Source organism: Pedobacter nanyangensis (genome assembly GCF_003313505.1).
In the GTDB taxonomy this organism is placed as follows: domain Bacteria; phylum Bacteroidota; class Bacteroidia; order Sphingobacteriales; family Sphingobacteriaceae; genus Pedobacter; species Pedobacter nanyangensis.
The window spans coordinates 14,447-26,999 of the sequence record NZ_QMHO01000012.1; the positions used below are offsets into that span (position 1 = coordinate 14,447).

A 12,553-nucleotide genomic window follows, 5' to 3' on the forward strand; every position below is an offset into this window, starting at 1 on the left:
AAAGCTTAAGCTGGCGATAAATACTTAAACATTATTTTTTCTTCATCCCCATATAATCCAGCGTTAAATTACACAAAGCTTTTACCCCTAAATTGAAACTGCTTTCATCAATAAAAAAATCGGGTGTATGATGGGATGGGGCTTTTAGCGGGTCTTGCCCTTTGGGCATTGCTCCCAAAAAGAAGAACAAGCCAGGCACTTTTTCCTGATAAAAAGAAAAATCTTCGGCACCTGTTACGGGTGGTTTCAGTTTTACGTTGTCTGCGCCAGCGGTATATTGCAAAGTAGGCAACATTTTTTCGGTTAAGGCAATATCGTTAAACGTTACGGGATAATGTGCACTATAGGGGATCAGCACTTCGGCTTTTGCCCCGGCAGCTTCAGCGGTTTTGGTTGCAATGGTTTTAATGCGCTCAATAAACATCGCTTCATCTTCTTTGGTAAAGTTACGCACCGTACCTAGCATTTCTACTTTTTCGGGAATGATGTTGGACCGCACGCCACCTTGGATACTTCCAATGGTAACCACTCCAGGATTTTCGGTAACATTTAAGTTTCGGCTTACGATGGTTTGTAGGTTACTCACAATTTGCGCCGACACCACAATGGGATCAATGCTGCTCCAGGGATATGCGCCATGCGCCTGCCTGCCGGTTACGGTAATTTTCATATCGTTTACGGCGGCCATGGTTCCTCCTGGTTTGTAGGTAAGTTGCCCTACGGGGGTTTGCGAGTTAATGTGCAGGCCAAAAATCACTTCTACTTTTGGGTTTTCCAACACCCCTTCTTTCACCATCAGTTCGGCACCGCCCTCTTCGCCCACGGGAGCACCTTCTTCTGCGGGCTGGAAAATAAACTTGACCGTCCCAGCCAGATCTTTTTTCATTCCGGTGAGCACTTCGGCTACGCCCATTAAAATAGCTACATGCGAATCATGGCCACAAGCGTGCATGGTTCCAACTTCCTGCCCGTTATAGGTTGTACGTACTTTAGAAGCAAATGGCAAGTTTACACGCTCGGTTACCGGCAAACCATCCATATCTGCACGTAAAGCTACCACTGGTCCAGGCTTTCCGCCTTTTAGCACTCCTACTACGCCGGTTTTTGCTACCCCCGTTTTCACCTCCAAACCTAAAGCCTGCAAATGCTTGGCGATAATTTCTGCGGTACGTGTTTCTTGATTGCCCAGTTCGGGATGTTGGTGGAAATCCCTGCGCCAATCAATCACTTTTTGGGTGATGGCTTCGGCTCGTTTGGCGGCGTCTGTTTTTAGCGTATTGTTTTGGGCTGCAGCAAATAAGGGTAATGCCGCGGTTAAAAGTAAAAATCTCTTCATCTTCGTTTAGGTTTGCATACAAGATAGCAATTTTTAACCACTGCAAATAGTTGCCATAGCCTAAATCAACTTCAGGTACTAACAAAATACCTAACCATACCGCCACAACAAGTGCTACAAACGCCGTATTAAAACAGTCCTTTCAGTTTGTCCAATAGGCCTCCTCCACCATTCTCGTTTTTTTCTCCGCCCAGCAGATCTTTCACATCGTTGAAATCGAACTTCCCATCGGCGCCACCAAACTGGCCTAAAATATCCTGCAGGTTAAATGAACTATCGTTAGGATCGGCGGCCTTATTCAAAAACTTAGACAGCACCATCGGGATTAAGGAAGATCCGATATTTTTTGCGGTTTCAGCATTGATCCCCAAACCGCCCAACTTATCTGTAAAACTAGCGGTTGCCTGTTCCATCATATTTCCGCCCGGGCCACCACCCTGGGTAAAGGAACTGATGAAATCGGTGATGTTGCCTGATCCGATCTTATCTTTCAGCACTTCTACAATGGAACCCGATGCAGCCTGAATAACCTGCTCGTTTTGTTCATTTGGCACTTGAGCATTGTCAATTACCAATGCTTGGGAATTATCCCTCACTAATTGTTCTAGATTTTCTAACATAGGTGTAAATTTTAAATCCTAACCAATATAGCTAAAATATTGAAAATGAGCATTGTTTTTCTTCGGCATTGGTTTAGCCAAAGTTTCCAGATCATCGTCCAAAGATAAAATATCTGTATTTCTGTGCCATTATTAACCAACATTTAACTTACAGATTTGTATTTTTACAAGATTAAAAACCCATTATATGTTGCCAAAAATCAATTTCACGACCACTAAGGCCTACCAGTACCTGGCCGATCATTATATCAACATCAACCAAACGGACATGAAAGCGCTATTTGCCGAAGATCCTGACCGTTTCCAAAAATTCTCCGTATTGTTTGAAGATATTTTATTTGATTACTCGAAGAATAGGATTAACGACGAAACCATGGCATTACTTATCCAACTGGCTAAGGAATGTAAATTGGACGAAGCGATCAGGGCGATGTTCAGCGGCGAGAAAATTAACGAAACCGAAGGCCGTGAAGTACTTCATATCGCTTTGCGCAACCAAAGCAATACGCCCATTTTAGCAGATGGCAAAGATGTGATGCCTGAGGTGAATGCCGTTTTGGCCAAGATGGAAAAATTCAGCAAGGCAATGATCTCGGGCGAGTGGAAAGGCTACACCGGCAAGCAAATTACCGATGTAGTGAATATTGGTATTGGCGGCTCTGATTTAGGGCCGGTAATGGTAACCGAAGCTTTAAAGCATTATAAAACAAGATTAAACCTGCACTTTGTTTCTAATGTTGATGGTACACACATTGCGGAAACATTGAAAACTGTAAACCCGGAAACTACTCTGTTTTTAGTGGCCTCCAAAACATTTACCACGCAAGAAACCATGAGCAATGCCCACACGGCCAGAAACTGGTTCCTTAGCCAAGGTGCTACCGAAGCTGATATTGCCAAGCATTTTGCGGCACTATCAACCAATGCTAGGGATGTTGCCGCTTTTGGCATTGATACCGAGAACATGTTCGAGTTTTGGGACTGGGTTGGTGGCCGCTACTCGCTTTGGAGCGCTATTGGACTTTCCATCAGCCTGGGTATTGGTTTCGACAATTTTAAGCAATTGCTGGCCGGTGCGCATGCTACCGACAAGCATTTTTCTACCGCTCCTTTTGAAGAAAATGTGCCTGTAATTTTAGCGATGCTAGGCATTTGGTACATTAATTTTTTTGGCGCCGAAACCCAAGCGATATTGCCTTACGATCAATACCTGCATCGCTTTGCGGCCTATTTTCAACAGGGTGATATGGAAAGCAACGGCAAATATGTAGATCGCAATGGCGACATTGTGATGTACGAAACCGGCCCGGTAATTTGGGGCGAACCTGGCACCAATGGGCAACATGCTTTTTACCAACTAATTCATCAGGGGACCAAGTTGGTCCCTGCTGATTTTATTGCACCAGCGCAAAGTTTAAATCCATTGGGCAATCATCATCCTATTTTGCTATCGAACTTTTTTGCGCAAACCGAGGCACTAATGAACGGCAAAGACGAGGAAGAAGTAGTAGCAGAACTGACCAAAACCGGCAAAACACATGAGCAAATTACCAAGCTCGCACCATTTAAGGTTTTTGAAGGCAACAGGCCTACCAATTCTATTTTATTGAAAAAAGTAACCCCTTACAGCCTGGGTAGCTTAATTGCCGTTTACGAACATAAAATATTTGTGCAGGGCGTTATCTGGAACATCTTCAGTTTTGACCAATGGGGCGTAGAACTTGGCAAGCAACTTGCCCAAAAGATACAGCCCGAACTGATAGGCAACGAAATAGTGAGTTCGCACGACTCATCTACCAACGGCCTGATCAACCAGTACAAAAGCTGGAAATAATCACCCCAAACGGGTGATAAAACATTTATGGATTTTACTTATTTTGCTCATCATGGTTATACATTGATCAAAAAGCATAAAGATGAATAAGTTAAGAACATTATTGATTACTGCATTAGCCTTTAGTGGCCTAAATGCAGTTGCCCAAACAGACAAGGCCACTACTGCAAAAATTGTAGAGGCCAAAGCCTACACCTTTGTAGCCAGATCGGTAACACCTTTAAATACTCAGGACATTAGCAAGGTCATGAGTAAAATGACTGGGGCTGTTCAGGGCGGCGTCATTAATTTGACCGAAACTTACTACGAAGTAAAAGTGACACCAGACAGTGTGGTGGCTTTTTTACCTTACTACGGAAGATCTTTTACTGCGCCAATTAACCAAGATGACACAGGGGTGAAATTCAATTCTAAAAAATTTGAATACAAATCGCAAAAAGGCAAAAAACATGGATGGAATACTGTAATTGAAACCAAAGATGCCAAGGAAAACTACCGTTTGACCTTTAACATTAGCGATAATGGTTATGTTACACTTTCGCTGAACAGCAACAACAAACAGTCCGTTACCTATCAGGGGTATTTGAAAGAAAACGTAAGTAAGTAAAGTAGTTACCTACATTTAACGTTTATCAATTATTTTTGGCCCAGCTTTATCTCAAACAGCTGTGGCCATTTTTTACCCGTTACAAAAAGGCGCTTATTGGACTCGTCATAAGCAATGCCGTTTAGTACATTATTACCAATTTCTTCCTCTGTTTTGAAATAGTTTTTAGGCACCAATTTAGAAAGATCAAGCTCTGCTTCTACTAGGCCTGTTTTCAAATCAACTACAACAATTTTATTGGAGCCGTAAACGTTGGCATATAGTTTCCCATCAATATATTCCAATTCATTTAAACGTTCTACCGGGCCTTTATGGTCATAAACCTCTATAAAACCTTCTTCCTTGTAGTTTTGGGCATTCATTTTCCAAATGCGGTTAGAGCCGTCGCTACGCAACAATTGTTTGCCATCATAGGTAAGGCCCCAACCTTCGGCACTGCTTTGGTAAGGGAAAGTAGTAATTTCCTTTAAAGAAGCGGCATCATACACCAAACCTACGTTTTCCTGCCAGGTTAGCACAATGATCTTATTGCCTACCTTAACGGAGCCTTCGCCAAAATATTCAGGCTTTAAGGGCACAGCGCTGAGGGCTTTTCCTGTGGCCAGATCTACCCAGCGCAATTGAGAAAAACCTTTACGCCCGGTGCTTTCCAGCAATTTTCCATCTACAAAGCTTAAGCCTTGTGTGTAGGAAGAGGTATCATGCGGAAAGGTGTTCACCAAAGTATATTTCAGCTTCTGCGGTTTTTTATCTGTGGTTAAAATAATGTTATTGGTAATGGTATCTATTTGGTTGCCGGTTTTCACAATGGCCGTAAGCATCCGGTAGCCCAATGGCAGGTGCTGTGTATCCAGCCAAACAAATTCCTTAGTGCCTTTTTCGGCAAACGGCTTGCCATCTATCAAATAGCGGATGTTTTGAACTTCTGTTTTTTCGGGGACATCCAACTCAACTTTAACTGGTTTCCCCGCATGAAAACTCTCGCCCTGCAAAGGATTTCTAAAGGTGATATAATTAGCTACCTTATTGTTGCAGGCAAACTGAAAAAGAGAAGCACATCCTAACAAAAGGAGGGATATTTTACGTATAGGGCCAAAAAGCATCTTCGATATGGGTGATGTTAAACGTAATATTTTTGGTTAAAAGTACAGCAATTATATCAAATCTGATCTCGCCCTGGTGGTCCATAATTTCGATATAGGCCTGCGCCGCCAACTCCAATTGCCTTTCCTTGGCCGGGCTTACGAAATCTTGGGGCATCCCAAAAGCTACCGAACTGCGTGTTTTAACTTCTATAAAGATAATGGTATTTGAGTGAAGCGCAACAATATCAACTTCGGCTTTGCCAAAAGTCCAGTTCTCCTCCAAAATTTCATAGCCTTTTTGCTGTAGAAATTGTACCGCTGCTTTTTCGCCGGCTTTTCCCGTATCATTGTGAACTGCCATATTAAGTTATTAGGTAGAAAGTTGCAAGTTACGAGTTGCAGTTCATGACTCATCACTCGAAATCACACCATACGCAACTATTTAACGATTACCGATCCCAAGAACTTTGAGATCGTGCGCTCAACGTTTTTCACCTGGGCATAGCGGCCCATTAAAATATCTTGATTGGTTACGTCTTTTTCTTCCTTGATCTGGTTCATCAGGTCGGTGAGCATTTTATCTACTTTACGTTTTTTGAGGTGATATAAGCCACCAAGCACCGCGGCTTTGATGTTCTGGCTTTCATCCTTAACGTAAATTTGATGCTTATTCAGCCAGTTTTCGCTCAAACTATAGGGTGATGTTGTTAAGGTAATGGCCAAATTGGCTATTTCTCCATCTTCGCTTCTCAAAAACTGGTTAATGGTAGGCAGTTCGCCCTTTTCAAGTTCGTTACGATAATAATCGATTACCCGGTTGCACAAACTATCCTCAAAGGTTACATCGCTAAGGTTTTGGATAATGAACGAGCCTACATACATATTGTCTGTTTGCTCCCAAGTGGCCAGCTCATGCCCAAAAGTAAGCAACAACCTTATGATTTCATTTTCCTGCAGGATATCAGAACTGATTTGTTCGGCAGCACTGGGCATAGGCACTGCTGCTGGGCCGTCTTCTGCAAAAAGGTCGTCGGGCGGCATATCAGGGTGGCCAAAGCTTGATGGCTTTGGTGCCGTAGCAGCTGCGGTCTTTTTGCTCTTAGCCAGTTTAATGGCATTCAGCTCGGTAAGCAGCACCCTTTCTTCAATTTCCAAAAGATGGCTGCATTCCCTTACAAACACCGAGGCTTTGATGTTATCAGGAATTTTGGCAATACTTTCTACGATATCCCTAATGATTCCTGCCCGTTTGATGGGATCTTTTCCGGCCTCGGCCAGCAAGATATTGGCTTTGTAAAGGATAAAATCCTGTCGTTGCTCTTCAATGTAGGTTTTAAATGCACCTGCACCAACTTTGTGCATATACGAATCGGGGTCGTCGCCATCTGGGAAAGAAACAACCTTTACGTTCAGTCCCTCCTCCAAGATCATATCCAGTCCCCGCAAAGAAGCCTTGATCCCGGCGGCATCACCATCATATAAAATGGTAACGTTTTGGGTAAACCTGCTGATCAGCTTGATTTGTTCGATGGTGAGCGAGGTACCAGAGGAGGCTACTACGTTTTCGATATAGGCCTGATGAACGGCCAGAACATCGGCGTAGCCTTCTACCAAATAGCAATTATCCTGATCACGGATGGCCTTTTTGGCGTGGTACAGGCCATAAAGTACATTTGATTTATGATAGATATCGCTCTCTGGCGAGTTGACATATTTGGGTACGTTTTTATCTGTTTTAAGCGTACGTCCGCCAAAACCAATTACCCTGCCCGTAAAATTGTGTATCGGGAACATGACCCGGCCACGGAACCTATCGTACAGTTTTCCTTTGTCATTTCTAATGGAAAGGCCTGTTTTTTCCAGGTATTCTTCGGCATGTTGGTTTTTAGCCGCCTCTTGGGTAAGGGCATCCCAAACATCGGGCGAATAGCCCAGGTTGAATTTCTTAATGATATCTTCCCTAAAACCACGCTCCTTAAAATAGCTGAGGCCAATGGCCCTGCCATCATCGCTGTTCCAGAGCTGTTCTTCGAAAAAATTGGCCGCAAATTGCGAAACAATGTAAAGGCTTTCTCTGGCGCTGTTCAGCTCCAGCTGCTCCTTGCTTTCTACGGTTTCCTCAACCTCGATATTGTATTTGTTGGCGAGGTATTTTAGGGCCTCCGGGTAAGTGTACTTCTCGTGGTCCATTACAAAACGAACCGAATCACCGGCTACACCACAGCCGAAACACTTGTAAATGCCCTTGTTTACCGAAACGTGAAACGAGGGTGTTTTTTCGCCATGGAAAGGGCAATTGCCAATTAAGCTGGAACCACGTTTTTTAAGGTGCACGAAATCCCCCACCACTTCCTCTATCCGTGCCGTTTCCTTAATTTTCTCTATGGTTTCTGCTGTAATCATTTCCTGCTGCCCTTTCCTAAATGGGCTTCAAATTTAGCAATAAATAATTCGATATACGCTATATCCCGCTCTGGGGATAAACGGTTATTTAACGAAAGGCAGCATCTGCTCTGCTACAAATAAATTGCCCTGATCGTTCAAATGCACCCTATCGGTAGTTAGCAGGCCCTTTTCCAAATCCTGTGCATTGTTCTTTTCTTCGTAGGCGGCAAAGGCTTTTCTTAAATCGCACAGCGGAAGATTATTTTTAGCCGCAAGTTCTCTAATGCCTTCAGCGTATTTATCCAATTCGGCATCCAGTTCATTGGCACCCATTTTTTTCTCGCCAATTACTGAGGGTGTACATAGTACTATTTTACTGCCCGCAGCTTTAATTTTGTTGATCAATGCTTGGTAAAACTTGATATATTTCGGATAGTCTGTGCCCGTTCTTGAGCTTTGCTTGTGCCAAACATCATTGATCCCAACGTAAATAAATACCAAATCCGGTTTTTTGGCCAACACATCTTCTTCCAGGCGCAAATAAAGATCATAAACTTTATTGCCGCTAATACCTGCGCCCATAAGCTCAAATTTAGTGGTATCTACCTGTTTTTTTAACACATTGATGTAGCCATTTCCTTTAACCCCGGCTTGGGTAATAGAGTCACCAAAAAACACCACACGTTTACGATTAGATTTCATAGCAATCAGCAGAAAAATGGCACAGGCCATTAAGGATAGTTTTAAAGCAGTTTTCATTTAGTTTTTTTTATGCACTAAAGTTAATTGTTTGACTGTAAATAACAACATGGGCATTTGTTTTCCAAAATTATCAAGTTTCAATTGGTGGAAACATAAGGCGGGCGTTTTCGGGCATCAAAATATTCATTCAAACCATACTGTTAAAATATACATGCTATTTTAAAGAGTTTCTCTATCTTTGGTTAAATTTTTCGACCCGCCCCGCATGAAATTATTGGCCAAATCTTTACTTGCTGTTTTATTAACGCTATTTTTTAACCAGATTAGTTTTGCCCAGAAGAAAAGAGCTCCTTATACGGCAATAGTTTTTGTGGAAGGAAGCCAGAAAATCCATGGTAAAATTACGTCCATTAACCAAACAGAGCTGATTTTGGTGGATAGAAAAGATGTGTCACACCCAATTGCGTACCAAAAGATAAGCCGTATTAAAGTTTATAAACACCGTAGCGATGTGGGGTATGCAATTGCTACCGGCGCTTTGGCAGCTGGCACCATTGCCGCAGCCCAATCTATTGATGATGCCAATGTTGCTGTATTGGTTGGGATAGGCGGAACTGCGGCAGTAGTAAGCCTTAGCATGATTTTACACAGTGTAATTCACGGTGCCGAGCTAAAGCTAGATGCCAAAAAAGAAAAGATAGACTACGCCAATATCTCGCAAAAGTTAGCCAAATACGTGGTTAATGATGCCTCATTAAAACCTTAAGTGCTATTTCCCTTTGCCTAAGCGGTAATCTTTATGTAGCACTAAAAAGCTGGCTCTTTCTTCTTTTTTAAATGGGTAATCCCAGTTGCCCTGGTAGGTGATTTTAGTTGGCAATTTCACTTCATCGAAGTAGCTCATTTCTATGTTCATCTGCACGTCGAAATCAAATAGCATGTTGCTGTATTTCATATCCACGTAACGGCCCAGGATTTCAAAATTACGCTTATCGAAAATGGTTACCAGCTCTTTGATCATGATACCGTCCTTAGTCCATTTGGAGAGATCAGGCTTTACAGAAACTTTAAAACGATAAACCGGGATAGAATCCAGATAGGTGCCACTATGGAAGGTGTAATCGTAATACTGGCGCATATTTGCCGTAAATATCTCCGTTTTGCTGCCAATGAACGGGATACCCTTGATAGGCCTTCCGGGATTGAATATGAGGGTTTTCAGTTTATCCTTATAGCCTTCGTTAGTACTTTTTTTACCTTTCCCGGTACTTGGGGCCGAGTTAGGCACAAAATCTGTGTTGTAGGCATTCATGAAGATGTAATCGAACATTTCTACCGTATACAACTGATATTTGCCATTCTTTTTATACACCTTTCCGTTGTCTTCCTTAACCAAATATTCCATTCTGTATGGCCCATCGTTGTTGTGGCGTATCTTCCGGTAAATGCGGCCGTCTACCTGATTTTTTTTATCGTAGGTAAACACTCTATTCTCGGCAATGAACGTATATTTCTTCATGTTGCGGAAAGCCTGATAGAAACTGGTATCATTGATGATGGCATCGATAAAGGTTTCGATGTTCAATCGCTTTGCCCTGATATTTACCACAGAGTCAAGCGTAATGGTTTTGATGGTATCGGGATTAAAACGAGGAATTTGCTGTGCTTTGGTTTCAACAAAGCAAAATAGCGAAAGAATAACGAAATAATATCTCTTCATGATTAAAATTATAGCTAAAGTAAAGGCAAATACCCTTTACTTTAGCAATTTATATGCCTAACCTATATTTGACGAGTTAATTGCCCAGTTGTTTCAAGGCTAAATAGGCCATTAACCCTGTAGAGGTTTTTAAGGCTTCTTCATCAATGTCAAAATTTGGCGTGTGTACCGAGTAGGTTGTTCCTTTGGCTGCGTTTCCGGTGCCCAAACGATAAAAGCAGGCATCAGTTACCTGCGAATAATAGGCAAAATCCTCGGCGGCCATCCAAATATCCAAATCAATCACATGCTCTCTTCCCAGGTAATCTTGGGCGTTAGCTCGGGCGTTATCGGTTAATTTCTCTTCGTTGATCAAAAATGGATAGCCTCTATGAATATCAAAATGGCAACTTCCACCCATGCTTTCGGCAATTCCTTCGGCCATTTTCGTCATCAGGCGGTGTGCTTCGTTTCTCCATTCTTCATTCAAGGTTCTGAAGGTACCTTCCAATTTCACTTCGTTTGGAATAACATTGGTAGCTCCATTGGCATTTACCTTGCCAAAAGAAAGCACCGATGGCAAACGCGGATCGGCATTTCTACTTACGATTTGTTGTAGCGCTACAATAATGTGGGCGGTAATCACTACAGGGTCGATATTTTGGTGCGGCTGTGCGCCATGCCCCCCTTTACCAGTTACAGTTACATATAATTCATCGGTTGAGGCCATGTAAATCCCTGAGCGGAAGCCAACTTTTCCGGTTTCTATCAAGGGCATCACATGCTGTCCAATGATAGCTTGCGGCTTTGGATTTTCCAACACACCTTCTTTGATCATGATACTTGCACCACCGGGCAACAGCTCTTCCGCAGGTTGAAAAACCAATTTCACGGTACCCGCAAAATCATCTTTCATTTGGTTAAGGATGTAAGCGGTGCCTAATAACGATGAGGTGTGCACATCATGTCCACAGGCATGCATCACGCCTTCGTTTTTAGATTTATAAGGCTTGTCATTTGCTTCGGCAATGGGCAGCGCATCCATATCGGCACGCAAAGCGATGACCTGGTTAGAAGGCTTGGCTCCAGTAATTAAACCTACTACACCGGTGTTGGCCATTTCAGTAAACGGAATTCCCCAGCTGGCCAGTTTATCTTTTACATATCTTGAGGTTTCATATTCATGAAAGGAAAGCTCTGGATTGGCGTGTATATGTTGACGAAAACCGACCACTTCATTAAAAATTTGTGCGGATAGTTCTTGTATTTTCTGTTTCATTCTTGATTAGTTTTTAGGTGGTTTGTTGGTTTGTTTTTTAGTCATGCACTTGGCTAACTGAAAACTGTCAGCCGTTAACTATTTATCTACTTCTAAAATTGGAGCGTTTATCTTTTCCCTAAAAATAAACAGGGTTGGATAACTAGGCCGTAGCTCATTTAGGAATTTCTGTGCTTCAAGCCTGGTGCGGTAATCGCCCACCCGCAAATAGTAGTTGGGTTCTTTATAGGTGATATAGGTATTTAACTTGGGATAGTTTGCCTTGAATTTTGCCTGCTCCGAAAATACCTCACGCCTATCGCTGCCGTAATAAATTTGCACACGATATCCCATGGAAGAAACAATGGCGGTACCAGATGGATTTGTGGTAGTTGGCTTAGCTTTGTTGAGCTCTATACGTTTGGCGATTAAGCTATCAATCAACGGGTCTTTAACTACAATAACTTCGCCTTTATTTTGTGCAAAAGAAAAATGGCAAGCAAACAGTAAGAAAAATAAAACTACAATTTTCATATTTTTTGGGTGATTTTCCTTTGCTTTTTTTAATTAGCCTCAGGAAACGACGCATCAAAATGCTGAACTTGTTGCAAAAATCGGCATTCTAAACCGCTAATACAAATCTCATTAGTGCCAATTGGGCAATATTTGGCTGAGATTCATCAGAAAATACTTGATTCCTCTATATGAGCTCCCGTGGTGGGCCAATATTATTTGATGGATAGCCTTGAGAGATTTTCCTATCAAGATGCACAGGGAAATGTTTCGGAAGGTTTGGACTAAACCCGAAGTATTTTAATGGTTATGGCACTAACGTACAAAAATGCAGACAACTCAGTATTACCAATTGGCCATCTATGTTATCAAGATCTGACTTCAATGAAGGCCCTAAAATATGATTGAAAGACCAAGCTGCCTGCTCTCTCGGCCAAGAGCGCAATGACAAACCAAAAAGCCCAAGCGTTTTAACACTTGGGCTTTTATTTTTCAAGACTTACAAGGCTCTAAA

General features: G+C 42.3%; 12 protein-coding genes. 3 read left to right on the forward strand and 9 right to left on the reverse strand.

The window, feature by feature from the left end; genetic code table 11:
* Positions 1-31: 31 nt before the first annotated feature.
* Positions 32-1,336 carry an amidohydrolase gene (locus DUT71_RS16515; protein ID WP_113663653.1) on the reverse strand — a complete coding sequence of 435 codons (1,305 nt, stop codon included), beginning with the start codon at positions 1,334-1,336 and terminating at the stop codon, positions 32-34.
* A gap of 128 nt (positions 1,337-1,464) precedes the next feature.
* Positions 1,465-1,956, reverse strand: a complete 492-nt coding sequence (locus DUT71_RS16520; protein WP_113663654.1) for a hypothetical protein — start codon at positions 1,954-1,956, stop codon at positions 1,465-1,467.
* A gap of 187 nt (positions 1,957-2,143) precedes the next feature.
* Here DUT71_RS16520 and pgi point away from each other — a divergent pair, with 187 nt between their 5' ends.
* Both pgi and DUT71_RS16530 read left to right on the forward strand, forming a co-directional pair.
* Positions 2,144-3,790 (forward strand): glucose-6-phosphate isomerase, encoded by a 1,647-nt coding sequence (gene pgi / locus DUT71_RS16525; RefSeq protein ID WP_113663655.1) that lies wholly within the window; start codon positions 2,144-2,146, stop codon positions 3,788-3,790.
* A gap of 82 nt (positions 3,791-3,872) precedes the next feature.
* A complete protein-coding gene (locus DUT71_RS16530) occupies positions 3,873-4,397 on the forward strand; it encodes a DUF4251 domain-containing protein (protein ID WP_113663656.1) in 525 nt (174 codons plus the stop codon).
* Positions 4,398-4,426: 29 nt separating this feature from the next.
* Here the strand turns inward: DUT71_RS16530 and DUT71_RS16535 are convergent, their stop codons facing one another.
* The 4 genes from DUT71_RS16535 to DUT71_RS16550 all read right to left on the reverse strand — a co-directional run bounded on the left by DUT71_RS16535 (position 4,427) and on the right by DUT71_RS16550 (position 8,626).
* Positions 4,427-5,464, reverse strand: coding sequence for a glutaminyl-peptide cyclotransferase (locus tag DUT71_RS16535; protein ID WP_240186965.1), 1,038 nt, complete (start codon positions 5,462-5,464; stop codon positions 4,427-4,429).
* 13 nt (positions 5,465-5,477) lie between these two features.
* Positions 5,478-5,843 carry a YraN family protein gene (locus DUT71_RS16540; protein ID WP_113663658.1) on the reverse strand — a complete coding sequence of 122 codons (366 nt, stop codon included), beginning with the start codon at positions 5,841-5,843 and terminating at the stop codon, positions 5,478-5,480.
* Positions 5,844-5,920: 77 nt separating this feature from the next.
* A complete protein-coding gene (gene dnaG, locus DUT71_RS16545) occupies positions 5,921-7,885 on the reverse strand; it encodes a DNA primase (protein ID WP_113663659.1) in 1,965 nt (654 codons plus the stop codon).
* 84 nt (positions 7,886-7,969) lie between these two features.
* Entirely contained in the window at positions 7,970-8,626 is a 657-nt protein-coding gene (locus DUT71_RS16550) for an SGNH/GDSL hydrolase family protein (RefSeq protein WP_113663660.1), read from the reverse strand.
* Positions 8,627-8,807: 181 nt separating this feature from the next.
* On the opposite strand from DUT71_RS16550, the gene DUT71_RS16555 reads away from it, so the two are divergent.
* On the forward strand, positions 8,808-9,335 hold the full coding sequence (locus DUT71_RS16555; protein ID WP_162796084.1) for a hypothetical protein: 528 nt from the start codon (positions 8,808-8,810) through the stop codon (positions 9,333-9,335).
* A gap of 3 nt (positions 9,336-9,338) precedes the next feature.
* Here the strand turns inward: DUT71_RS16555 and DUT71_RS16560 are convergent, their stop codons facing one another.
* From DUT71_RS16560 to DUT71_RS16570, 3 genes are all read right to left on the reverse strand, one after another.
* The gene (locus tag DUT71_RS16560) at positions 9,339-10,289 is read right to left on the reverse strand and encodes a hypothetical protein (RefSeq protein ID WP_113663662.1); all 951 of its coding nucleotides are present in this window, start codon (positions 10,287-10,289) and stop codon (positions 9,339-9,341) included.
* 76 nt (positions 10,290-10,365) lie between these two features.
* A complete protein-coding gene (locus DUT71_RS16565; RefSeq protein WP_113663663.1) occupies positions 10,366-11,547 on the reverse strand; it encodes a M20 metallopeptidase family protein in 1,182 nt (393 codons plus the stop codon).
* Between the two features lie 78 nt (positions 11,548-11,625).
* A complete protein-coding gene (locus tag DUT71_RS16570; RefSeq protein WP_113663664.1) occupies positions 11,626-12,060 on the reverse strand; it encodes an SPOR domain-containing protein in 435 nt (144 codons plus the stop codon).
* Positions 12,061-12,553: the final 493 nt, after the last annotated feature.